This window comes from Allobosea psychrotolerans (assembly GCF_002917105.1).
GTDB classification, from domain to species: domain Bacteria; phylum Pseudomonadota; class Alphaproteobacteria; order Rhizobiales; family Beijerinckiaceae; genus Allobosea; species Allobosea psychrotolerans.
The window spans coordinates 144,183-164,520 of sequence record NZ_PQFZ01000014.1; the positions used below are offsets into that span (position 1 = coordinate 144,183).

The following is a 20,338-nucleotide window of genomic DNA, read 5'->3' on the forward strand; positions in this document are numbered from 1 at the left end:
CGATGAGCGGTCAGGTTAGACGGCGCATATGGGAGGATATTCGATGCTCAAGACACTGGCACTCACGACCGCGCTGACGCTCGCGGCCTTCACAGTGCAAGCGCAGGAACCGCGTCGGGGCGGCACCATTCGCTTCACCGCGCCGTATGCGGCCTCCTTCGTCAGCAATGACAGCCACGTCTCCAACCAGATCCAGGACGACATCTACGGCAAGGCGCTGCACCGCTCGCTCTACAATTGGGATTCGGCCAACAACAAGCCGGTGCTCGAGCTCGCCAAGAGCGTCGAGGTTTCGGCCGACGGCCTCGTCCATACCTTCAAGCTCAGGGATGACGCGCTCTTCCATAACGGCCGCAAGATGGTCGCCGACGACATCATCTGGACCTTCACGCGCCTGATGGACGGCTCGAAGAGCTATCCTGCCGCACGCTATGTCCGTCTGCTCAAGGGCGCGATCGATGTCGAAAAGGGCCAGGCCAAGGAGATCGCGGGCCTCCGGAAGATCGACGATTTCACCCTCGAGATGACCTTCACCGAGCGCACCGAGCCCGGCTTCCTCTTCAACGCCGCGACGACCTCGATCTACCCCGCGAAGGAAGCCCAGGCGCCGGACTTCTTCAACAAGCCGATCGGGCTCGGCCCGTTCAAATTCGTCGAGCATGTTCCCGGCTCGCGCATGGTCTTCGAGCGCTGGGAGAAGTTCTATCAGCCCGGCAAGCCCTATGCCGACAAGCTGGTGATCTCGCCGATGGGAGAGGCTGCCGCCCGCGACGTCGCCTTCCGCAACAAGGAGATCGACGTCTCGATCCTGGGGCCGACGCAATATGTCGCCTACAAGGCCGATCCCAACCTGTCGAAGGGCATCCTCGAGGTCGCCGAGGTCTTCACCCGCAATATGGGCATGAATCCAGGCTTCAAGCCTTTTGCCGACAAGCGTGTGCGCCAGGCGATCAACCACGCCATCGACAGCGAATTGATCATCAAGCGCCTCGTCCGCGACAAGGCCTATCGCGCCACCGGCTGGCTGCCGCTCTCCTCGCCGGCCTATGACAAGGCGATGCAGCCCTATGACTTCAATCCTGAAAAGGCCAAGAAGCTCTTGACCGAGGCCGGCTATCCCGACGGCTTCGAGTTCGAATGGACGGCGACGCCCAATGAGAGCTGGGGCATGCCGATCGTCGAGGCGACGATCCCGATGCTGGCCAAGGTCGGCATCAAGGTGAAGGTCAAGCCGGTCGAGGGCTCGGCCCTGGGCGGCATCGTCGCGAAGGGCGATTTCCAGGCCTATATCTGGTCGAACACTTCGGGGCCCGATCCGCTGACGGCGATGAAGTGCTTCCATTCCGCGACGCCGCAGAGCGCCTGCAACTACACCACCTACAAGAACCCCGCGGTCGACAAGCTGCTGGACGAGGCCGGCGCCACCGCCGACACCGCCAAGCGCCTCGACCTCGTCAAACAGGCCAATGCGATCGTCTATGCCGACGCGCCGGTCTGGTTCTTCAACTACAACAAGGCGGTACTGGCCTATCAGCCCTGGCTGCACGGCCTGCAGCCGAACGCGACGGAGCTTGCCCTGCAATATTTCGAGGATCTCTGGGTCGACGCCTCCTCGCCGGCGGCGAAGTAACCCTCCCGCGCCAAGTCCCTACGCCCGGCGGCTCGTTCCGCCGGGCGTTCATGGCCAGGAGCTGCCCATGCTGCCCTATGTCTTCAAGCGATTGCTGCAGGCCGTGCCGATCCTGCTCGCCGTCGCGGCGCTGGTCTTCGTGATGTTCAGCGTGATCCCCGGCGACTTCGCATCCACACAGTCGTCCGATGGCCGCTCGGCCATCGATGCAGAGGCGGTGGCGCGGATGAACACGCAGTTCGGTCTCGACGAACCCGTGCATGTGCGCTTTGGCAAATATGCCGGCAAACTGCTGACATTGGACCTCGGGACATCCTTCAGAACGCGTCAGCCCGTGATCAATTCACTGTCGGAGCGGATCTGGCCCAGCTTGCAGCTTTCCATGGCCGCGATGCTGTTTGCGATCGCGTTCGGCGTCCCGCTTGGCTTTCTTGCCGCTCTCAAGCCGGGCGGGTGGGTCGACATGCAGTCGATGATCGTCGCCGTCTCCGGCCTGTCCCTGCCGCAGTTCTGGCTCGGCCTGATGCTGATGTACACCTTCGCCCTGTTGCTCGGCTGGTTCCCCAGTTTCGGCTATGGCGACGGCAATCCGCGCTATCTCGTGCTGCCGGCCGTCGCGCTCGGCGTGGCGCCGCTGGCCCTGCTGGCACGAACCACGCGGGCTGCCGTGCTGGAGGTGATGAACGCAGACTTCGTCCGCACCGCGCGCGCCAAGGGCAACAGCGAAGTCCGGGTGATGCGCTGGCATGTGGCGCGCAACGCAGCCGTCATCGTGCTGACGACGCTCGGCCTGCAGTTCGGCTCGATCATGGGCGGCGCCGTCGTGATCGAGAAGCTGTTCGCCTGGCCGGGAATCGGGTCGCTGCTGGTCGATAGCGTCTCGTTGCGCGACATACCCGTCGTCCAGGCCTGCATCCTGCTGCTCGTGCTGTTCTTCCTCATCGTCAACATCGTCGTGGACGTGCTCTGCGCGTTGATCGATCCACGCATCAAATACAGCTAGGATCGAGCAAGCCTATGAAATTTAGAGCTAATCTCTGGATCGGCGGTACGCTGTTCGCAGCAGTGATCGTTGGCGGCACGCTGGCGCCCTGGCTTGCCCATACAGATCCGGTCATGGACGCCAACCTGATGAATGCCGAGATGCCTCCCGGCAGCGAGTTCTGGTTCGGCACCGACGCGCAGGGCCGCGGCATCTACAGCCGCGTGCTCTACGGCGCGCGCATCTCGTTGACCGTCGGCATCGTCTCGCAGTTGATCAACACCCTGATCGGGGTCGCACTGGGACTATCCGCGGGCTATTGGGGCGGCTGGTGGGATGATTTCGTCAACGGCCTGACCAATCTGATGCTCTCGATCCCTTCGCTGATCTTCGCGCTCGCCATCATGGCGATCCTGCAGCCCGGCCTGACCAGCCTCCTGATCGCGCTCGGGCTGACCAACTGGTCCTATACCTGTCGTCTCTCGCGCGCGGCGACGCTTTCGATCAAGCAGCAGGGCTATGTCGAGGCTGCGCGCTCCTTCGGCAGCGGCAATACCCGGATCATGCTCAAACAAATCCTGCCCAATATCGCCGGCCCGATCATCGTCATCGGCACGCTGGGCATGGGCGGGGCGGTGCTGGCGGAGGCCGCCCTGTCCTTCCTGGGCCTGGGCATCCGCCCGCCCTTCCCGAGCTGGGGCTCGATGCTCTCGGATGCGCGCGACCAGATCACCACCGCGCCCTGGATCTCGGTCTTTCCCGGGCTTGCCATCTTCATGACCGTGCTCGGCCTCAACCTGCTGGGCGACGGCCTGCGCGACATCCTCGACCCCCAATCGCAATCGCGCCGCGCCTGAGCGGCCATTCACTCCCGGAACCGAGACCGCCGATGACGACGAAACCCAGCCCGGATGCCGCAGTCGATCTCGCGCCGCTGGAAAGCGTGCGCTTCCACGGCCTCAAGGGCGGTCCGAGATTGATCGTGCTCGGCGCCGTCCATGGCAACGAGACCTGTGGACCCAACGCCATCGCCCGCGCCATTGCCGACTGCCGGGAAGGCCGGCTGACGATCCTGCGCGGCGAGGTCACCTTCCTGCCCGTCGCCAATCCCAAGGCCTATCGGCAGAACACCCGCGAGGGCGACCGCAACCTCAACCGCGACCTGCGCGAGAAGCCGCTGCCCGCCGATAATGAGGACCGGATCGGCAACCGCCTCTGCGCCCTGCTGCGCCAGCACGATGTCCTGCTCGACATCCACTCCTTCAAGGGCGAAGGCGAGCCCTTCGTCTTCTTCGGCCCTGAGAACAATACCGGCGAGCTCGAAGCTTTCCGTCATGCCGCGGAGGAGGCGGCCTTTGCCGCCTGCCTCGGCCCCGACATCCTGGCTCATGGCTGGCTCCCCATCTATGCCCGCCAGATCGCGGCGCGCGAACGGTTGAACCTGCCGCCGCTCTCGGTCACGGAGGGTTTCGGCACCACGGAGTATATGCGCTTCGCCGGGGGCTACGGCGTCACGCTGGAATGCGGCCAGCATGACGACCCCAACTCGGCGAATATCGGCCACGCCGCGATCCGCAATGCGCTGATCCATCTCGGGCTGGTCGATGCGCCGCCACCCGCGCCCTTGCAGCGCACGGTGATCGACATGGTCGATCAGGTGCTCTGCGAAGCGGAGGGCGACCGTCTCGAAGGAATCTGGAAGACCGGCGACCGCATCGCGGCCGGCCAGGTGATCGCGCGGCGCGCCAATGGCGACCCAGTCACCGCAGCCCGCGACGGCTTCACCATCTTCCCCAACGCCACAGCAAAGCTCGGCGAAGGCATCTGCTGTCTCGGCGTGGCGAGCGCGCGGCTCCCCTAGCCGGCAGGCAGCTGGTCCTAGACGATCTCGGAAACCAGCTTCGCGATCAGGCTGTTGGACAGGATGACCGGCAGCCCGGAAGCCTCCGCCGCCTCGCGGCGATGGCTCTCGACGAAGCCCATGCAATCCATCAGCAGGATCTGAGCGCCGCGCTCGGCGAGATCGCGCGCGGCCTGCGCCAGCGCCGGGCCGGGCTCCGCATAGGGAGAAGCCGCGCCATAGAGCGGCTCCTGGCCGAGCGCCACCCATTTGCCGGCTTCGCTGGCGATCTGCTCAGGGATCGGCACGATGATGCCGAGCCGCGCCCCCTGCGTCAGGGCCGCGACCGTCGGCGGCAGGATGCGGTCGGGCTCGATCAGGCGCGCCCGCTCGCAGGAGAGCGTCTCGAAATGGCCGGTGCAGAGCATCAGGATCGTGCTGCAGCCCTCGGCCTCCAGCATGGCGAGCTTGGCCTGCGCCGCCGCTTCCGTCTTGCTCCTGTCCATGATCACCGAGGAGCCGTCGAGCAGTTTGGTGATCAGCATCGCCTCGCCCGGACGGGCCGCGAAATCGCGCTCGATCTCGGCCTTGCTCAAGCCGTCGAGCACGCCGGCATGCCGGCGCGGCGTGCCCGCAGCGATGACGGCGTCGAGAATGGGCGTGATGTCGGCGCGCGGCGCCTGGCCGATGGTGAGCGTGCCGAGTTTGCGGGCCGTCATCGTCATGATGGGATCTCGTCGTTTTGAATGTCGCCTGCGTGCCGGGAGGAGCCCCGGCACGCAGGCTCGCTCAGCGCTTGAAGCCCTTCAGCACGGAGTCGAAGAAGCTGAAGATCGCATCGCCCGCGATGACGCCGGCGGCAAAGACCTCCATGTCGCCTTCGCCGCTCGCGCCGCGCAGCTTCTCCCAGATCAGCCGGCAGACGATGCCGAACAGCACGGCCCAGCCCGCCATCGGGAAGTTGATCAGCAGGCCGGTCGCGAAGAGCACGCCGATCTGGCGCTTCGGTCCGCCGATGAACTGCAGGATCGCACCCGGAATCGCCCACATGAACAGCGACCAGGCAACGCCCGGTGCGACGCCCGCCTTGATCGTCGCGGCATAGACCTTGTCGACGGGGGCGACGAGGTTCTGGGCGAAATAGCTCTGATAGGAGACCAGGACCACGATGCCGGCGATGACGAAGGCGAACATCGCCGCAAAGAGCTGCTGGCGGCGGCCATCGAGCTCGAAGGCCGGATCGACGCCATTGCCGCGCAGGATGTAGCCGGCCTTGAGGTCATAGCCCATATCGGCGAAGGCTGGCCCCGTCGCGGCGGAGAAGCCGACGAGCAAGGCCAGCGCCGGCACCGGGAAGCCGATCAGCATGCCGATGATCAGCGTGATCAGCGCCACCGCGAAGGCCGGGAACCAGCCGGAATGCATCGCCGCCAGGCCGACGATCAATTCATGCACATAGGCCGCAAAGGCCGCATAGAGCACGAACAGGATCAGCATGCCGATCGACATGTCGCTCATCAGCCCGCCGGCTACAGCGATGAAAACGGCAATCACGAGATAGCCGATGGTGCCCAGTCCCAGCGCGCGGCGCACCGCAGCGTCAGAGGTGCCCGCGGCAGCCTCGGCCTTCCGGGCGGCCTCGTTGCGCTGCATCAGCAGCTGCACCACCTGGAACAGCGCCACGATGCCCGCGCCGATCATGAAGCCGTGCGGGATATAGGCCGCCATCAGATCGCCCTTGGGGATCAGCGTGGCGAAGGTCTCGTTGTTGAAGAGCTGGCCGGAATAGCCGCGCAGCAGCAGGCCGACGCCGAACATCGTCAGCGCCCAGATATTGCCGATGAAGGCGACGCCGAAAGCCGACATCGGAATGCCCGAGACGGCAGTCGAGCCGACGAAGCCGATCGCGGCCAGCGGGATCTTGATGAAGGACACGGCGATACCGGTGACGAAACCGACGCCCATCAAAACCGCCTTGCGGCCGCCTTCGTCGCCGGCCTTGATCGCCTCGGCGGCGGCGACGCCCGGAGGCCAGGCCCCGGTCGCCGGGAAGACGCGCGAGTCGAACATCCGATAGAGCAAGTAAGCGTCGAGCAGCATCGCCATGAAGGCGCCGGCGAACATCGGCAGGACCAGATCGGGGCGCCCGAGCAGGAAGGGAATGCCGATCGGCAGGAGCAGGCTGTTGGCGGCGCCGAAGGTCGCCGACGAGATCGCGCTTTGCGCCAGGTTCTGTACATGGATCGAGCGGTAGCGCAGGAACAGCCCGAGCGGCAGTCGCGCCAGCGCCATCGCCGCCATCGCGCCGATCAGCGAGGTGTTGGCGGTGACGCCGAGCGACACCAGGAGCTGCATGCCGATGATGGCGCCGAAGACGCTGAGGATGCCGATCAGCACCAGCGTCGCCGGCTCGAACAGGCTGGGATGCTTCTGCCGCCCCGCCCCGGTAGGTTCAGTCATAGGTAGTCCCCCTCTTTGCCCCTTTCGGGCTTGAACGCCGATTGGCGATGATCTCAGCCGGCGGCGAACGCGCCGGACTTGGTCTCCTGCTCCTGCAGCACCTCTCCGCTCGCGACGCCGTAGTCGCGCCTGGCGGCCTCCGGCGAGACGAAGCCCAGGGCGATGTCGCGGGCGATGGCATCGGGTGAGCGTTCGGAAGCCGCGCCATAGCCAGCGCCGCCGGCCAGGACGAGCTCGACAATCTCATCGGGATGCATGACCTGGACCAGCTGGCCGGTGCCGACATCCTTGAGCACGTCGCCAGCCTCATTGAGTACGCGGCCCGAGGCGCCACCGCCGGGCTTGCCGCCGAACAGGCCGGGGATCGGGTTGTTGACTCCCTCCGGATAGAGCGAGACCAAGGTCGGGAGGCCGTCGGCTGCGAGCTTGCGCAGCTTGACGCGCTGGCCGAGGCCACCGCGCTGCTGACCGGCGCCGCCGGAATCCTGGAGATAGGTCTTCTCGACGACAAGGACGGGAACGCGCGCCTCGAAGGTCTCGATCGAGGTGTTGGCGGCCGAGGTCGGGTAGAGCAGGCCCGATTTGCCGTCGCCATGGGCGGAGCCGCCCTGCCCCCCGCCGACGAAGAGCATGTCGGAATAAGTGCTGCCGGCTTCGTCCCGGCCGTAGACATTGGCCGCCACGGGCAGGCCGGTGAAGGCCTGGACCTGTTTCGGCGCGGCCTGCGACAGCGCCCGGAAGATGTTGGGCGCGATGTACCAGCCGGTGCGGGTGCGCAGATTGACCGCCAGCGGCTTGTCGCAGTTCAGGATCGAGCCCTTGGGCACATCGAGCGTGAAGGCGCGGTAGCAGCCGGCATTGCCGCGCACATTCGGCGTCAGCATGCATTTCAGCGGATAGGTCGCATGCGCGCTGGTGTAGTTCAGCGTGCAGTTCAGCCCGCCCTGCGCCAGTTGCGGCGGTGCACCGGCGAAGTCGAGATGGATCGTGTCGCCCTTCACCGTCAGCGCCAGCGGATAGGTCATCGGCGTGCCCAGCGGGTTGTTCGAGACGGTGCCGTGATAAGTTCCGTCCGGCAGCGCCGAGATCGCCTCGCGCATCGCCTTCTCCGAACGGTTCTGCACCACGAAGGCGAGCGCGCGCAGATCCTGCATGCCGTAATCGGCCATGAAGGATTGCAGCCGCTCGGCGCCGATGGCGTTGGCCGCCACGAAGGAGTGCAGGTCGCCGAGCACCTGCTCGGAATTGCGGACGTTCTCGCCGAGCAGCCTGATCAGCGTCTCGTTGATCCGGCCGGCCTCATAGAGCTTCATCGGCGGGATCTGGAAGCCTTCCTCATAGATCTCGCGGGCTCGCAGCGAATCCTTGGTGCCGCCGATATCAGAGACATGGCCGACCGTGCCCATCAGCCCGACGACGCGCTCGCCCAGAAAGACCGGCGTGACGATCGCGATGTCGAAGAGATGGCCGGCGCAGAGCCAGGGATCATTGGTGATCAGCACATCGCCGGGCTTCAGCGTCTCGGCCGGGTAGCGCTCCAGCAGCGCCTTGACCGCGCGCGGCAGCGTCAGGTTGAACACCGGCATGGCGCGCGGGCTGTGCGCCAGCGTCTCCCCCTCCGGATCGAGCAATTCGCAGGCGAAGTCCTGCGATTCCGAGATCACCAGCGAGAAGGCGGTGCGGCAGACGGTCAGCCACATCTCCTCGACGACGTTGACGAGGCGGCTCCACATGATCTCGAGCGAGATCGGATCGGCCTCGATGCGGCGCGCCGCTTCGGCCATCGGCATGTCGGCGGTGATGGTGACCTCGGCCGCGCTGGTGCTGGCGACGCTGATCAGCAGGTTCAACACTTCGTCGATCGCCACCGTGTCGCCCGGCGGCACGATCGTCGTCGCCTCGCGCTCCTCGATGATGGCCGGCCCGCTGATATGGTCGCCGGGACGCAGCGCATAGCGGTCATAGACCGTGGCCTCGCTCCAGCCGGTCTCGAACCAGGCCTGGCGGCTGCCCTTGACCTTGTTGCTGGCCTCGGCCCCGCCGGCGGCCCCGGAGAGTGAGAGCGTCGGCGCGGGGCCGACGCAGCGGACGCGGAAATTGATCGCCTCCAGCCGCGCGCCCTCATAGACCGAGGTGTAGCGGGCCGAATAAACCCTGGCGAAGGCGGCGCGGATGGCCTCCAGGCTCGACGCGTCGATCGTCCCGGCGGGAAGATCGACCGCGATATCGTGCATCTGGCCGACCAGACGCATATCGGCCGAGCGCTCGACCGCGATGTCGGCCGGCTTCACGCCGGCGTCGAGCAGATGCTTGCGCCCTTCCGCCTCCAGCTCGGCCAGCATGGCGTTGACCGAAGCCGCGTCGAAGCCCTCGGCGAATTCGACCGGCAGCGAGCGGACGAGATCGAAGGACAGCGGCGCGGCCAGGAAGCCGAGCGCGGAAGCCGCGCCCGAGGCCGGCGGAATGATGACCTGGCTGACGCCGAGCACGCGCGCGACATCGACGGCATGCGCCGGACCGGCGCCGCCGAAGCCGACCATGGCGTAGCGCCGGGGGTCCTTGCCCTTCTCGACGAGATGGACGCGAGCGGCAGCGCCCATGCTCTCGACCACGACCTTATGGATGCCCCAGGCGGCCTCCTCGATGGAGAGGCCGAGCGGGGTCGCGATCGAGGCCACGGCCTTGCGCGCGGCCTCGAGATCGAGCGCCATGCGCCCGCCGAGGAAGAAGCCGGGATCGTAATAGCCGAGCACGAGATTGGCGTCGGTCACGGTCGGCTTGGTGCCGCCCATGCCGTAGCAGGCCGGGCCCGGATCGGAACCGGCCGAATGCGGGCCGACCTTGAGCAGGCCGACCTCGTCGATCGCCGCGATCGAGCCGCCGCCGGCGCCGATCTCGATCATGTCGATGACGGGCGCCTTGATCGGCAGGCCGGAGCCCTTGGCGAAGCGGTTGACGCGCCCGGCCTCGAGCATCGGCGCGATCTCGGCGCGGCCGTCCTCGATCATGCAGGCCTTGGCTGTGGTGCCGCCCATGTCGAAGGAGATCACGTCCTTGTGGCCGGCAAGCTCGCCGAACAGGGCCGTCGCCAGCCCGCCACCCGCCGGGCCGCTTTCCAGCAGGCGGATCGGGAAGGCGCGCGCTGTCTCCGGCGAGACCAGGCCGCCGGCCGAATGCATCAGACGCAGCGCGCCGGCAAAGGAACGGGCTGCGAGTTCGCGCTGCAGCCGCTCGAGATAGCGCCCCATCAAGGGCTGGACATAGGCGTTGGCCGCCGTGGTGACGAAGCGCTGATACTCCCAGATCTCGGCGACGACCTCGCTGGAGATCGAGACGGTCAATTCCGGAAAGGCCTCGCGCACGATGCGCCCGGCCTCGCGCTCATGGGCGGTGTTGCGATAGCTGTTCAGGAAGCAGATCGCGACCGCTTCGCAACCGGCGGCAGTGAGTTCGCCGGCTGCCTTGCGCACGGCCTCCGCGTCGAGGGCCGTGACGACCTTGCCGTCGCGGTCGATGCGCTCAGTGACTTCGAGCCGATGCTCGCGCGAGACCAGCGGCTCCGGGAAGGTCAGGAACAGATCGTAGATGTCGTAGCGCTGCTCGGTCCCCATTTCGAGAATATCGCGGAAGCCCTGGGTGGTGATCAGGCCGAGCTTGGCGCCCTTGCGCTCGATCACCGCATTGGTCACCAGCGTCGTGCCGTGGACGATATCGCCGATCTCGGCCAGCGTGATGCCGGCCATGGCGACGAGTTCCTCAAGGCCGATCAGAGCCGCCTCGGACGGGTCGTGCGGCGTGGTCAGGCGCTTGTGCAGCCGGACCGAACGCTCCTGCGCGTCATAGAGGATGAAATCGGTGAAGGTGCCGCCGATGTCGAAGCCGATGCGCCAACGCGTGCTCATGGAGCTCACTCCGCGATAGAGGATGAGAGGGGGATGAAGCGGGGATCCTTGGTGATGGCAGCGATCTCGGCCGCCCCCTGACCAAGGGAGGTAATGATGGCGGCCCGCTCGGCCGCACTGGCCATCGCCGCCGGAAAGGAAATGCAGAGCGCGACCTCGTCGCCGCTCACGGGATCGCCGACAGCGACCGAAATCGCGCCGACGCCACGGACGGCCTCGTCCTCGGATTCGGCATAGCCGCGAGCACGCTCGACCGCGAGGCGGGCGAACAATTCGTCGAAACTCTGCGGCGCCGTGGCCGATGGCGGCGCGAAGCCGCCGGCATAGAGGCGGCGGATCTCGTCATCGGGCAGCCGCGCCAGCAAGGCCCGGCCGGTGCTGGAGGCGAAAGCCGCGATCCTGTCGCCGATCGCAGTGACCACCCGCAGCGCATGGCGGCCGGGATGAGCGGTCACGCCGATTATGTCGGTGCCCTGGCGCACGCTGATATAGCCGGTATGGCCGATCTCGGCCGAGACGCGCGCAACGACCGCATCGGCGCGATCGATCAGGGAAGCGGAGAAGCGATAGACCTGCCCGGCCTGATGCAGGAGCACGCTGGGCCGGTAGCGCTTGCTGTCGCCGACCGTTTCCAGGAGCCCGGCATCCCGCATCGTCCGCAGCAGGCGCGACGCGTTGCTTTTCGGCATGTCGAGCAAAGCAACCAGATCCGTCACCGTCACATCGTGACGCGTGCTGGAGAAGCAACGAAGCACATCAGCGGCTGCGAGCAGGATGGACAATCGAGCGCATCTCAAAAAGTTCCACTAAATGGAACTTAAGTTGCAATAACAGGAACATACACGGCGCCGCGATCGGGAGTCAATCGAGCCATGACGGTCCGACATGTCCCGCTCGCCCGCAGCGATGCTTCGCACAGGCGGTCCCATGCAAAAGCCGCGCGAGGAAGCGCGCGGCTCTGCGGGGTTCTGCCGCGAGGTTCGGGTGCGTAGCGGCGAAGGGCGCGGGGAACCCTTCTCCCGGATGGGAGAAGGGCAGGGATGAGGGCCTGCCGCTGATTATTAGAGCGCGACTGTGCCGCTGCGCTTTCTATTGAAAGGGCACACCCTCATCCGGCGCTCACGCGCCACCTTCTCCCATCCGGGAGAAGGAAGATGGCGTCGCGGCTCTCGCGGCTGACGTCAGGCCTATCGCTTCAGACCGACACCTGCGCGAAAGCCTGCGCCGTGGCGCGGATCTGTTCGCGCGTCATGCCGGGCTTGTAGAGCGCCGAGCCGAGGCCGAAGCCGCCCGCGCCGGCCTTGCGATAGGCCTCGACCTTGTCGGGGCTGATCCCGCCGACCGGGACGAGCAGCGTCCCCGGCGGCAGCACGGCGCGCCAGGCGCCGACCACGGCAGGCGGCATCTGCTCGGCCGGGAACATCTTCAGCGCATCGGCCCCGTTGGCGAGCGCCGCAAACGCCTCCGTCGGCGTCGCGACGCCGGGCACGCAGGTCAGGGCATGGTCCTTGGCGGCGCGCACGACCGCCCCGTTGCTATGGGGCATCAGGATCAGGCGCCCGCCCGCCCGCTGGACGGACGCCACGGCCTCAGCGCTCATCACCGTGCCCGCACCGATCAGGATGTCGGGAAAGGCGCGCGCCAGCGCCTCGATGCTGCGCAGCGGCTCGGGCGAGTTCAACGGCACCTCGACGATGCGGAAGCCCGCCTCGACCAGTTCCGCGGCGAGGCCGACGACCTCGTCGGGCTTCACGCCGCGCAGGATGGCGATGAACGGAAAGGCGCGGAGCGCATCGTGAAAGCTCATGCTGGAACCTCAGGCGATCAAAGCGTTGCGGCGGGCGATGTCGAACAGGCCGAGAAAAGCCGCATCGTCGATCCAGGCGCTGTCGATCCCGGCGGCCTCGAGGCAGAGCCGATAGGAGCGCGCCAGATCCTCGCGGCAGATCAATTGAATGGGGCCGGGCGTATGATCGCCGATAAGCGCCTTCGCCTCGCGCACCTCCTCCCCGATCAGCAGGCCGGAGAGATAGCTCGGCAACTCCTCGCTGGTGAAGCGGTGGAACAGCCCGGTCGTCCTGACCGAGAACAGGCGGTGCAGCAGCGCCCCGGTTTCGTCGGAGAGCGCGAGCCTGCAGCCGGCTTCGAAGGCGGCGGGAGCGAAAGGCGGCTCGCTGTCCTCCGGCATCAGCTTGCCCAGGATCGAATGCCGCTTGAGCAAACCGTAGAGCTCGCCGGTCATGAAGGTGTGGAAGCGCGCGATCTTCCCCTCCTCGACCACGACCCATTTGCTGTGCGTGCCCGGCAGCACGAAGATGCCGCTGGCTTGCCCGTTGAGGCGCATGCCGCCGAAAACCTGGACCTCCTCGCCCCGGATGACGTCCGGCGCTGGCCCGGCCTGATCGCTGACGAGGCCCGGCACGAGACCGATCCGACCGCGCCCTTCCACCTCGATATAAGCGATGCCGCGCACCAGATCCTCGAAGCTGGCGGGGCAGGCGACATAGGGAGCCTCGCGCCAGCCCTGGCGGCTGCCGACCATGCCCGAGGCCAGGACGACCGCGGTGGGGTGGCGGTCGAGCCAGGGGCCGAACAGGCTCTCGAAGCGCTCGGCATAATCGCGCCCCAGCATCGCCATGACGCCGTCGCCCGATTGCAGCCGGTCGAGGATCGTGCCGTCGCGGTCCATCAGCGCAGCCCGCAGCGACGAGGTGCCCCAGTCGATGGCGATCAGATGCGAGGCTGGGCTCATGGGCGTAAAGGTCCGGCGCAAAATCAGGCGGCCGGAGTTATGCAGCCTGCGAGCGAAGCCGCAAGCGCGGATCGTCAGGGCCGGCCATCGATCCAGGTCGCGAGCACGCTTGTCGCGTCGAAGGCAACGAGGTCAGCCCGGTAGCCGGGCACGATCCGCCCAAGCGCCTTGTCCAGCCCGAGAAAGCAGGCCGGCGTCCGCGAGGCCATGATGAGCGCATCCTCGATCGTCACGCCCATCAGCCTGACCGCATTGCGCACCGCCTCGATCATGCCGAGATGCGCGCCTGCGAGCGTGCCTTGCGCATCGGTCAAACGCCCATCCTCCAGCTTGATGGCGCGGCCATGCAGCAGGAACGAGGTCTCATCGGAGCCGACAAGCGACATCGCATCGGTGACCAGCATCAGCCTGTCGCGCCCCATCGCACGGAAGGCGGCGCGCAGATTGACCGGGTCGACATGCAGGCCATCGCAGATGATCCCGGCGAAGAGGCGCTCATCCGCCAGCGTCGCGCCGACCACGCCCGGCGCGCGCGGCGCCATCTGCGACATCGCATTGAAGAGATGCGTCACGCCCGTCACGCCATCATCCGCAGCAGCCGCGACCTCGGCCGCGGTCGCATCGCTATGGCCGATCGCGATGCGCAGGCCAGCAGCAGCGAGCCGCTTCAGGACGGTCCCTTCGACCTGCTCCGGCGCGAGCGTCAAGAACGAACGGCCCGCCATGCCGAACCGCGTCAACAGCGCGATCTCCGCCTCGCCCGGCAAACGGATATGCTGTGGCGGATGGATGCCCTTGCGCGCCGGGTTGAGAAAGGGCCCTTCGAGATGAAAGCCCAGCACGCCCGGAACCGCCAGCGCCGCGCCGGCAATCGCGGCGAGCGCGATCAAGCGGTCCGGTGCGTCGGTGATCAATGTCGGCAGCAGCCCGGTCGTGCCGAAACGGCGATGCGCGGCAGCCATCGTACGGATCGTCTCCACGGACGGATCGTCATTGAGCAGGAGGCCCCCGCCACCATTGACCTGGATGTCGATAAAGCCCGGCGCGAGCAGGCTGTCGGCGGGGAGTTGCCTCGTCGGCAGCCCCGCCGGCGCCTCGTTCGGCTCATGTAGCGCGACGATGACGCCGTCAGTGATCTCAACCGAGCGCGGTCCCAGCATCCGCTCGCCGTCGAAGAGCTGCGACGCCGCGATCAGATGGGGGCCTTGCCAAGAGGGAGAGGGATCGCGATGCAAGGGCTGAGGACCGTTCGCGCGGCGCGACGCCGCCTTGTTGTGGTCTTGTCTTGACAAGACCAGTATAACACCATTCAGCTCGTCACAAGAGGAAGCTCATGGATCGGCTCAGGATCATCGGCGGCAAGCGGTTGGAAGGCGCGGTGACCATCGCCGGCGCCAAGAATGCGAGCCTGCCTCAGATTGCGGCTGCCCTTTTGAGCGACCAGCCGCTGACGCTCAGCAACCTCCCGGCCGTGAGCGATATCGACAACATGCTGGCGGTCGTCACCGCCCATGGCGCAACGGTCACACGCCATGATCTCCATTCCGCCACGATCGACGCCGGTGCTGCCAATGGCGGCGAGACGCCCTACGACACCGTCCGGCGCATGCGCGCCACCGTACTCGTGCTCGGCCCCCTGCTCGCCCGCTTCGGGGCGACGCGGGTCTCGCTGCCCGGCGGCTGCGCCATCGGTGCCCGCCCGGTCGACCTCCACGTCAAGGCCTTGATGGCGCTGGGCGCCAGGATCGAGATCGAAGGTGGCACGATCGTCGCCGAGGCGAAGGCGGGGCTGAAGGGCGCACGCATCGTGCTCGGCTCGCCCTCGGTCGGCGCGACCGAGACCGCGATGATGGCCGCGACCCGCGCCAAGGGCGAGACCGAAATCGTCAACGCGGCGCGCGAGCCGGAGGTCGCCGACCTCGCCGATTGCCTGATCGCCATGGGCGCGCGCATCGAAGGCGTCGGCACGCACCGCATCCTGATTGCCGGCGATACCGACTTCCGCGCAACGCAACACCAGATCATCCCCGACCGCATAGAGACTGGCACCTATGCCATCGCCGCCGCCATCACCGGCGGCCAGCTCGAACTGACCCATGCCAGGCTCGAACAGATGGCCTCGGTCGCGCAGGTGCTGGAGGCAGCCGGCGTCAGGATCTGGCCGGGCGATCGCGGCCTGATCGTCTCCGGCGACGGCGCCCTCACCGGCGTCGACATCAGCACCGAGCCCTATCCGGGCTTCCCGACGGATCTGCAGGCGCAGTTCATGGCCCTGATGACGCAGGCCACTGGTGCGGCGATGATCCGCGAAACCGTGTTCGAGAACCGGTTCATGCATGTGCCGGAATTGCAGCGGCTCGGCGCCAATATCGCGCTGCAGGGCACGACCGCGCTGGTGCGCGGCGGCTCGCCCCTCAGGGGCGCGCAGGTGATGGCGACCGATTTGCGTGCCTCGGTCTGCCTCGTTCTGGCAGCGCTGGTCGCCGAGGGCGAGACCATCATCAACCGCGTCTACCATCTCGATCGCGGCTATGAGCAGCTCGACGTCAAGCTGCGCCGCTGCGGCGCCGACATCACCCGGTTGAAGGATTGAACGCGGTGTCGGGGCAAGCGCGTCATTATCTGGGCGTCGATGGCGGCGGCACGGGCTGCCGCGCGCGGCTCGAGACGGACATGGGCGAGGTGCTCGGCCAGGGTCTGTCGGGACCGGCGGCGACGCGGTTCGGCATCGACAAGGCCTGGACCTCGATCATGACGGCGGTCGAGGCCGCCCTGCAGGAGGCCGGCATTGCCGGTGAGGCGCGTGGCGCCATCCGCGCCGGCATCGGGCTTGCGGGGCTCGGCCGCAAGGGCGCGCTGGAGGCTCTGCAGGCCCTGCCCCACCCCTTCGCCGGCATCGCTTTCACCAGCGACGGCTTCGCCGCCTGCCTCGGCGCGCATTCCGGTCAGGACGGCGCGATCGTGATTGCCGGCACGGGCTCGATGGGGATCGGCCGCGTCGACGGGCGCGAGCTGCGCGTCGGCGGCTATGGCTTCCCGATCTCGGACGAAGGCAGCGGCGCCGATCTCGGCCTGCAAGCCGTCAGGCTCGCCTTGCGCGCCCATGACGGCCGCCACGAACGCACCGCTTTGCTCGGCGAGGTGATGCAGCGCTTCCAGAACGAGCCGGCAGAGGCCGTCGCCTGGATGGACCGCGCCACGGCGACGGATTACGCGACCTTCGCTCCCCTGGTGCTGCGCCATGCCAATCAGGGCGACGCGGCCGGCCGGCGCATCGTCCAGAGCGCGGCCGAGCAGATCGACGGGCTCGTGCGCGCCTTGTTCGACCAGGGCGCGCCGCGCGTCACCCTCCTCGGCGGCCTGTCGAGCTCGATCGAGCCCTGGCTCTCGCCCGATGTCCGCCATCGCCTCAAGCCCGCCGACGGCGATGCCGTCTCGGGCGCGATCATCCTGGCGCGGACGATGGAAGCCTAGAGGGTGTCACAGGCTCTGACGACAGCCAGGCAACCGGTAATGATCAGGCCGGTGCCCAGGCAAGCGGCGACGAAGGGAAACCGCGCGATCAGGCTGCCCATGGCGAGGCGCCACACGCGGCCGGAACGGATTGCGATTGCGGTAGCTTGGACTAATTGGTATCTCTGATCTCGCAAAAGGCATTTAACTGGTATTCTGAGAGCTTGCCGCAAAATGGCGACCGAAGACGTCGATCCCCGATTCACCGATCTCGACGCCTGGCCCTTCGCCAGCGCCATGGAAGCGATGTGGGACGGCCAGATGGCCGCTGTCGCCGCCGTCCGCAGCGCCCTGCCCGCGCTGACCGCGGCAGCCGCTGCGGCAGCCGAAGTCCTCGGCGAGAGCGGGCGGCTGGTCTATGTCGGGGCAGGCACCTCGGGCCGCGTCGCTGTGCAGGACGGCGCCGAATTGCCGCCGACCTTCGACTGGCCGCTGGAGCGCATCGTCTTTGCCATGGCCGGCGGCCAGGACGCCTTGATCTCGAGCGTCGAAGGCGCCGAGGACGACACTGCCGACGGCATCCGGCGCATGGAAGAAGCGCGGATCGGCCCTGCCGATGTGGTGATCGGCGTCGCAGCCAGCGGCACCACGCCCTTCACCGTCGCGGCGGTCCAGCGTGCGACGGAGCGCGGCGCGGTGACGATCGGCATCGCCAATAATGCCGGCGCGCCATTGCTGGCGGCGGCGCGGTTTCCGGTGCTGGTCGAGACCGGCAGCGAATTGATCGCGGGCTCGACCCGGATGAAGGCAGGCACCGCCCAGAAGGTCGTGCTCAACCTGATCTCGTCCGGCATCATGCTCCGGCTCGGCCGCGTCTATCGCGGCATGATGGTCAATATGCGCACCGCCAATGCCAAGCTGAAGCTGCGGGCGCAGCAGATGGTCGCGCGCATCGCCGGCTGCGATGTCGAGGAGGCGGCCGCGGCGCTGCAGATCACGCATGGCGACATCAAGCTCGCGACGCTGGTCGTGCTCGGCTATGCACCGGAGACGGCAGCCGGCATTCTCGCGCGCAGCGGCGGCAATCTGCGCGTCGCGCTCTCCGATATCGCCGACGGGACGGTCTGATGCTGCGCATCACCAAGGGCCAACTCATCGAGGCGAGCCCGACGCCGCTCTATCTGCAATTGGCCGAGTTGATCCGCGCCCAGGTCCGCGATGGCGCGATCAAGACCGGCGACGCGCTGCCCTCGGAGCGCGAGCTGTCGGACGCAATCGGGATTTCGCGCGTCACCGTGCGCAAATCGCTGGAGGTGCTGCTGCGGGAGGGCCTGCTCTCGCGCAAGCATGGTTCGGGCACCTATATCGCGCCGCGCATCGAACAGCCGGCGGCGCTGCTGGCCGGGTTCTCGGCCGACATGGCAATCCGCGGCCATGCTGCGGGCTCGATCTGGGTCGAAAAGGCGACCGGCCTGCCCACGCCCGACGAGGCCATGGCGCTGGCGCTCTCGCTCGACCAACCCGTGCATCGTTTGACGCGCGTGCGCACCGCCGATGACGAGCCCCTCGCGATCGAGCGCGCCGTCATCCCCGCGCGTCATCTGCCCTCTCTGGACGAGGTCGGCATCTCGCTCTACGCCGCGCTGGAGGCGCGAGGCGCCAAGCCCGTGCGCGGCCTGCAGCGCCTGCAAGCCTCGCTCGCGACCGCCCCCGAAGCGAAACTGCTATCCGTGCCGGTGGGCGCCGCCATCCTGCGCATCGAGCGCCGCGGCTTCCTGCCCAATGGCACGCCGGTCGAATTCACCCGCTCGGCCTATCGCGGCGACCGCTATGATTTCGTCGTCGAGGTCCGTGAATTGCGCAGCGAGGGCGGTAAGGTCGACAGCGGCAAAGCCGAAAGCGGCAAGGTCGAGAACGGGACCTGACAGCGGTCAGGACCGCTCGTAGCGCAGGAAATCGCATTCCGCCCCGGCAAAAGACCGGGAATAGCGCGCCGCGATGCGCCAGCCGGAGCGCTCATAGAAACGCCGCGCAGCCTGGTTGACCGCGAAGGTTTCGAGCGAGCATGCGCCGCGATCCTGCGCGTCGCCGAGCAAGCTCGCCCCGACGCCCCTGCCCTGCGCGCTGCGATCGACGAAGAACATGTCGATATGCCCATCCGTGACCAGCGCGAAGCCAAGCGGAACCGCATCCGCAACGATCCTGACGCGTGGCCAGGCCTCGCTGAAGCGCGCCCGGAAATGCGCCTCGTCGAAAGGCGCCCAGTCGCAATCCGGCAAAAGCGGCGTGAAGACCCTGCGGTAATTGTCGAGCGCCACTGCGGTGAGCCATGCGACGTCGCGGGCTGTCGCGTTTCGGCAGATCACTGCTCGCCCCTGAGGCGTGGATCGAGGGTGTCGCGCAGGACGTCGCCGAGCAGGTTGAGCGCGAAGGCCAGGATCAGGATCGCCAGCCCTGAGAACACCGCGCTCCAGGGCGAGAGCAGCAGCACATTGCGCCCCTCCGACAGCATCGTGCCCAGCGATGGCGCCGGTGGTTGCGTGCCGAGCCCGAGGAAGGAGAGCGAGGCTTCGACCAGGATCGCAGCCGAGAGCAGCAGGCTCGTCTGCACCAGGAGCACGCTCGCCAGATTGGGCAGCATATGCACGAAGATGATGCGTGCGTCGGAGGCCCCGATCGCGCGCGCATTCATCACGAAATCGCTCTCGGCCACGACCAGCGCCGGCCCGCGCAGCAGGCGCGCGAAGATCGGCGTGTAGACCACCGCGATCGCGATCGCGGTCGGGCCGGAGCCTGGACCCAGCATCGCGATGACGCCGATGGCGAGCAGGATCACCGGGAAGGCGAAGAGCACATCCATGCAGCGCATGACGATGCGCTCGGTCCAGCCGCGATAATAGGCGGCGACCAGGCCAAGCGTGCCGCCGATCAGGAGCGCGACGATCACCGCCGCAGCCGAGATAGCGAGCGAAGCGCGCAGGCCATGGATCAATCGCGACAGCAGATCGCGGCCGAACTGGTCGGCGCCGAGCCAATGCGCCGCGCTCGGCCCCTTCAAACGGGCCAGGATGTCCTGCGCCAGCGGATCGTAAGGTGAGATCCAGGGCGCCAGCACCGCGACGAGGACGAGCAGGATCACGGCGCTCGCTGCGACGACCAGCAGCTTCGGCGTCTTGCCTGTCTTGGGCGTCTTGCCTGTCTTTGGGGTCTCGCCGGCCATGGCAGCGCTCACAGCCGCACGCGCGGATCGATCAGCACATACAGCAGATCGACCACGAAATTGACCAGCACGAAGGCGAAGGTGATGACGAGGATGGTC

The 20,338-nt window shown here is 67.3% G+C and carries 17 protein-coding genes; 8 read left to right on the forward strand and 9 right to left on the reverse strand.

The window, feature by feature from the left end:
- Window positions 1-43 precede the first annotated feature (43 nt).
- From CYD53_RS21225 to CYD53_RS21240, 4 genes are all read left to right on the forward strand, one after another.
- A complete protein-coding gene (locus CYD53_RS21225; RefSeq protein WP_103720103.1) occupies window positions 44-1,630 on the forward strand; it encodes an ABC transporter substrate-binding protein in 1,587 nt (528 codons plus the stop codon).
- A 67-nt stretch (window positions 1,631-1,697) separates the two neighbouring features.
- Window positions 1,698-2,633, forward strand: a complete 936-nt coding sequence (locus tag CYD53_RS21230; protein ID WP_103720072.1) for an ABC transporter permease — start codon at window positions 1,698-1,700, stop codon at window positions 2,631-2,633.
- 14 nt (window positions 2,634-2,647) lie between these two features.
- Complete coding sequence (locus tag CYD53_RS21235; protein WP_103720073.1) at window positions 2,648-3,469, forward strand: ABC transporter permease; 822 nt, start codon at window positions 2,648-2,650, stop codon at window positions 3,467-3,469.
- Between the two features lie 32 nt (window positions 3,470-3,501).
- Window positions 3,502-4,473 (forward strand): succinylglutamate desuccinylase/aspartoacylase family protein, encoded by a 972-nt coding sequence (locus CYD53_RS21240; RefSeq protein ID WP_103720074.1) that lies wholly within the window; start codon window positions 3,502-3,504, stop codon window positions 4,471-4,473.
- Window positions 4,474-4,490: 17 nt separating this feature from the next.
- On the opposite strand, the gene CYD53_RS21245 is transcribed toward CYD53_RS21240, so the two are convergent.
- The 7 genes from CYD53_RS21245 to nagA all read right to left on the reverse strand — a co-directional run bounded on the left by CYD53_RS21245 (window position 4,491) and on the right by nagA (window position 14,762).
- Window positions 4,491-5,177, reverse strand: coding sequence for an AroM family protein (locus tag CYD53_RS21245; protein WP_103720075.1), 687 nt, complete (start codon window positions 5,175-5,177; stop codon window positions 4,491-4,493).
- Between the two features lie 64 nt (window positions 5,178-5,241).
- Entirely contained in the window at window positions 5,242-6,912 is a 1,671-nt protein-coding gene (locus CYD53_RS21250) for an OPT/YSL family transporter (protein WP_103720076.1), read from the reverse strand.
- Window positions 6,913-6,965: 53 nt separating this feature from the next.
- The gene (locus CYD53_RS21255) at window positions 6,966-10,814 is read right to left on the reverse strand and encodes a hydantoinase B/oxoprolinase family protein (protein ID WP_103720077.1); all 3,849 of its coding nucleotides are present in this window, start codon (window positions 10,812-10,814) and stop codon (window positions 6,966-6,968) included.
- Between the two features lie 5 nt (window positions 10,815-10,819).
- On the reverse strand, window positions 10,820-11,569 hold the full coding sequence (locus tag CYD53_RS21260) for an IclR family transcriptional regulator (protein WP_281261272.1): 750 nt from the start codon (window positions 11,567-11,569) through the stop codon (window positions 10,820-10,822).
- Window positions 11,570-12,009: 440 nt separating this feature from the next.
- On the reverse strand, window positions 12,010-12,621 hold the full coding sequence (locus CYD53_RS21265) for a 2-dehydro-3-deoxy-6-phosphogalactonate aldolase (protein WP_103720079.1): 612 nt from the start codon (window positions 12,619-12,621) through the stop codon (window positions 12,010-12,012).
- Between the two features lie 9 nt (window positions 12,622-12,630).
- Window positions 12,631-13,566, reverse strand: a complete 936-nt coding sequence (locus CYD53_RS21270; protein ID WP_103720080.1) for a 2-dehydro-3-deoxygalactonokinase — start codon at window positions 13,564-13,566, stop codon at window positions 12,631-12,633.
- A gap of 74 nt (window positions 13,567-13,640) precedes the next feature.
- The gene (gene nagA, locus CYD53_RS21275; RefSeq protein WP_425428331.1) at window positions 13,641-14,762 is read right to left on the reverse strand and encodes an N-acetylglucosamine-6-phosphate deacetylase; all 1,122 of its coding nucleotides are present in this window, start codon (window positions 14,760-14,762) and stop codon (window positions 13,641-13,643) included.
- Window positions 14,763-14,899: 137 nt separating this feature from the next.
- Here nagA and murA point away from each other — a divergent pair, with 137 nt between their 5' ends.
- The 4 genes from murA to CYD53_RS21295 all read left to right on the forward strand — a co-directional run bounded on the left by murA (window position 14,900) and on the right by CYD53_RS21295 (window position 18,944).
- The gene (gene murA, locus CYD53_RS21280) at window positions 14,900-16,159 is read left to right on the forward strand and encodes a UDP-N-acetylglucosamine 1-carboxyvinyltransferase (protein WP_103720081.1); all 1,260 of its coding nucleotides are present in this window, start codon (window positions 14,900-14,902) and stop codon (window positions 16,157-16,159) included.
- A gap of 5 nt (window positions 16,160-16,164) precedes the next feature.
- Window positions 16,165-17,040, forward strand: a complete 876-nt coding sequence (locus CYD53_RS21285) for a glucosamine kinase nucleotide-binding domain-containing protein (RefSeq protein ID WP_103720105.1) — start codon at window positions 16,165-16,167, stop codon at window positions 17,038-17,040.
- 213 nt (window positions 17,041-17,253) lie between these two features.
- A complete protein-coding gene (locus CYD53_RS21290; RefSeq protein ID WP_103720082.1) occupies window positions 17,254-18,147 on the forward strand; it encodes an N-acetylmuramic acid 6-phosphate etherase in 894 nt (297 codons plus the stop codon).
- Window positions 18,147-18,944: a GntR family transcriptional regulator gene (locus tag CYD53_RS21295; protein ID WP_103720083.1), complete on the forward strand. Its 798-nt coding sequence runs from the start codon at window positions 18,147-18,149 to the stop codon at window positions 18,942-18,944. The genes CYD53_RS21290 and CYD53_RS21295 overlap by 1 nt, the downstream gene beginning before the upstream one ends.
- Before the next feature lie 6 nt (window positions 18,945-18,950).
- Here the strand turns inward: CYD53_RS21295 and CYD53_RS21300 are convergent, their stop codons facing one another.
- Window positions 18,951-19,385, reverse strand: coding sequence for a GNAT family N-acetyltransferase (locus CYD53_RS21300; protein WP_181011962.1), 435 nt, complete (start codon window positions 19,383-19,385; stop codon window positions 18,951-18,953).
- On the reverse strand, window positions 19,382-20,239 hold the full coding sequence (locus CYD53_RS21305) for an ABC transporter permease (protein WP_103720084.1): 858 nt from the start codon (window positions 20,237-20,239) through the stop codon (window positions 19,382-19,384). The genes CYD53_RS21300 and CYD53_RS21305 overlap by 4 nt, the downstream gene beginning before the upstream one ends.
- Window positions 20,240-20,338 lie beyond the last annotated feature (99 nt).

Coding starts and splice junctions, on each gene's coding strand:
- CYD53_RS21245 (WP_103720075.1), bottom strand. CDS start 5,177: ATGACGATGACGGCCCGCAAACTCGGCACGCTCACCATCGGCCAGGCG.
- CYD53_RS21290 (WP_103720082.1), top strand. CDS start 17,254: ATGGCGACCGAAGACGTCGATCCCCGATTCACCGATCTCGACGCCTGG.
- CYD53_RS21230 (WP_103720072.1), top strand. CDS start 1,698: ATGCTGCCCTATGTCTTCAAGCGATTGCTGCAGGCCGTGCCGATCCTG.
- murA (WP_103720081.1), top strand. CDS start 14,900: ATGGATCGGCTCAGGATCATCGGCGGCAAGCGGTTGGAAGGCGCGGTG.
- CYD53_RS21240 (WP_103720074.1), top strand. CDS start 3,502: ATGACGACGAAACCCAGCCCGGATGCCGCAGTCGATCTCGCGCCGCTG.
- CYD53_RS21235 (WP_103720073.1), top strand. CDS start 2,648: ATGAAATTTAGAGCTAATCTCTGGATCGGCGGTACGCTGTTCGCAGCA.
- CYD53_RS21250 (WP_103720076.1), bottom strand. CDS start 6,912: ATGACTGAACCTACCGGGGCGGGGCGGCAGAAGCATCCCAGCCTGTTC.
- CYD53_RS21255 (WP_103720077.1), bottom strand. CDS start 10,814: ATGAGCACGCGTTGGCGCATCGGCTTCGACATCGGCGGCACCTTCACC.
- CYD53_RS21305 (WP_103720084.1), bottom strand. CDS start 20,239: ATGGCCGGCGAGACCCCAAAGACAGGCAAGACGCCCAAGACAGGCAAG.
- CYD53_RS21225 (WP_103720103.1), top strand. CDS start 44: ATGCTCAAGACACTGGCACTCACGACCGCGCTGACGCTCGCGGCCTTC.
- CYD53_RS21270 (WP_103720080.1), bottom strand. CDS start 13,566: ATGAGCCCAGCCTCGCATCTGATCGCCATCGACTGGGGCACCTCGTCG.
- CYD53_RS21265 (WP_103720079.1), bottom strand. CDS start 12,621: ATGAGCTTTCACGATGCGCTCCGCGCCTTTCCGTTCATCGCCATCCTG.
- CYD53_RS21295 (WP_103720083.1), top strand. CDS start 18,147: ATGCTGCGCATCACCAAGGGCCAACTCATCGAGGCGAGCCCGACGCCG.